Consider the following 2,290-nt stretch of genomic DNA (forward strand, 5'->3'; position numbering starts at 1 on the left):
ATCCTGCTTACCAGCGGTGGTGCCTATATCCGCATCAAGGGCAGCAATATCGAGGTGCATGCGCCGGGGACCATCGATATCAAGGGGGCGAAGAAAACGCTGGATGGGCCGGCCAGCATGGAGCACTCGTTCAAGGAATTCCCCACCGGTCCTGACTCCGGCATGTATGACGAGCAGAACAGGTTGATGACCAGTTTCGGTGTACCGCTGGAAAACGTGGCTGTCGAGTTCGATATTCCTGGCAAAGGCAAGCGGGTTTACTTCACCGACCAAGAAGGTATGACACCCCGCCTTTTCAGCGACAAACCCGACACAGCCAAGATGAGGCTCGTACCCGATGAATTGGTGGTGCCGGCAGGTGCTGACACATTTGTGCCGAGAAACAAATCATGAAGCAGGATTTTAAATTCAATGAGCAAGCGTGCTCTGAAAACAAGCCCAACCTCCATTACAACGAGCTGTGGACACTCGGCCAGCAAGAAGCGGTAAGACGGCTATCGGTGAAAACCCGCATGGAGTTCAAAGACACTGCACGGTATGAGTTAATCAAGAATTTCAGTACAAGAGCAGAGCGCATCGCTGGTAACTACGCACGGATTTATCTTGAGCTGGAGAAAAATGGCAAGCCTGAACTTAAAGGCCGGTTCTACTGGACTGGACTTGCTGCGTTCGCCAGCAAGCAGGTCATGTGCGCCCTGGATTACTCAAGCAATAGCAAATGGCGCTGGACTGTGGCAGCCGCGCCTTTTTTTGACATTACCATGATGCATTTGGGGGAAGGGAACTTCTGGTTGTTCCAGGATATTTTTGTATGGCACTGGTTTTACATAAACTACCCCGACGAGTTCAGCAGTGCCGTCCCGGAACGAAATTGGAATAGCTATGTCTGCGACTTCAAAGAGGCGTTCCAGAAACTTCCTTGGGCTGATGACGCTCTGCCCAAGGTGAAATTCTTGGCAAAAACTCCGCCGCTAGAAGAAGGCTTTGCCCTCATCCAGCAAGTCGAACGCGTGAAAGATTTGAGGTCGCGCAGGGATCTCCAATTAGCATCATTGATGAAAATCGCCGACCACGAGCAGCTTTGTATTTTGCAGCCGCTTATTTACGAAAACTGGGACTTTCAGCTGCTTCTAGATGGCCAGGCCAAGATGGAAGGTAAGTTTGGTGTGCCTCGCAGATTGGCAGCATTCAGCACGCAGTGTGAAACGGGAAACCCAGAACTTGACGTAATCATGACCAAAGGCGATCTATATAACGATAAAGACAGGATGAAATTTATCACAAAAATCGCTGACAAATACCACAAACTCATGACCACAGACCAGAAATCAATGGAAGCAATAATTGGCACGATAGCCACCTGGTGGGATCATGCGTAAGATAATTTGCGCAATCCTCTTCACCACGCTAACCGCCTGCGGAGACTCGAGCATGAACAAAGACGCACTAACCATCAGATCTGATCTGAACGGCACCATTGAAAATATGCTATCGAGTTCTACCGCCTCATTTGACAAAGACTGTAATTCCAGTTTGTGTTTTTACGACTTTGACATCCCCGCAGAAAGCACTAACAAAGCGACAGCATTCCTCACATCTAGCGGGAGCCCATTGATCTTTAACGATGTCATAAGCGCGGTATTCATCACGCAAAATGACAGCATCATTACCGACACCAACATTATTCTGGGAGGCGTGACTGAAAACTCCAGGCACGCCGAGGCCATCATTTATTTTTATGAAACACTAGATAAAATTACAGCCACGGGGTGGCAGCGCTATATTTTTCCTGGCGAAGCGAGAATACCTGGAGCTGAGGCCAAAAAATTTGATCGCTTTGATGAAGTGCTAGGTGTGCCTGTCGGCACGGGCCCATGGAAAGATCCTGCATTAAAACTAAACCAAACAGATTGGCTGGCCATGCCAACGATCAGCAGCTGGTATTTCTATAAAAATGGCAATTATTTGCAGCTTCGTGTGCAACGCAAGAATAGCCTCCAAACGCCACAAGAACATGGTACCTATTTGTTTTCGCTTAATTTCCAGACAGAGGCCGAATTCTATAAAAGCTTCGTCGAAAGCGACGACCGTGAACAATGGACAACCCTCCTTCCCGCCGAACTCAAACGCATGGCCCAGGAACGCGCCCAAACCGAAGCACGCCTGAAAAAAATGGGCATCGCCATCGATGAGGGCTACCAGGACCCGCCCATCAAGGCCCTGGAATAACCACCCGATCAGCCCCCACTCAGGAGACCCCTTGTCATGGACCTGACCTTCGGCACCCCGC

General features: G+C 49.7%; 3 protein-coding genes. All 3 read left to right on the forward strand.

The genetic code is table 11. The annotated features are described in order from the left end of the window. Positions 1–393 (forward strand): DUF2345 domain-containing protein (locus H040_RS27725; RefSeq protein WP_033696329.1); only part of this gene is annotated, 393 nt, incomplete at its 5' end. Further along, positions 390–1,379 (forward strand): DUF2515 family protein, encoded by a 990-nt coding sequence (locus tag H040_RS10925; RefSeq protein ID WP_256208085.1) that lies wholly within the window; start codon positions 390–392, stop codon positions 1,377–1,379. The genes H040_RS27725 and H040_RS10925, both read left to right, overlap by 4 nt. 52 nt (positions 1,380–1,431) lie before the next feature. Continuing rightward, on the forward strand, positions 1,432–2,229 hold the full coding sequence (locus H040_RS10930) for a hypothetical protein (protein ID WP_081784307.1): 798 nt from the start codon (positions 1,432–1,434) through the stop codon (positions 2,227–2,229). The last annotated feature ends 61 nt before the right edge of the window (positions 2,230–2,290 follow it).

Source organism: Pseudomonas sp. URMO17WK12:I7, from assembly GCF_003269045.1.
Taxonomy (GTDB): Bacteria; Pseudomonadota; Gammaproteobacteria; order Pseudomonadales; family Pseudomonadaceae; genus Aquipseudomonas; species Aquipseudomonas putida_J.

Bases quoted from the DNA above. Each gene is read 5' to 3' on its own strand.
- H040_RS10930 (WP_081784307.1), top strand. From the start codon at position 1,432: ATGAACAAAGACGCACTAACCATCAGATCTGATCTGAACGGCACCATT.
- H040_RS10925 (WP_256208085.1), top strand. From the start codon at position 390: ATGAAGCAGGATTTTAAATTCAATGAGCAAGCGTGCTCTGAAAACAAG.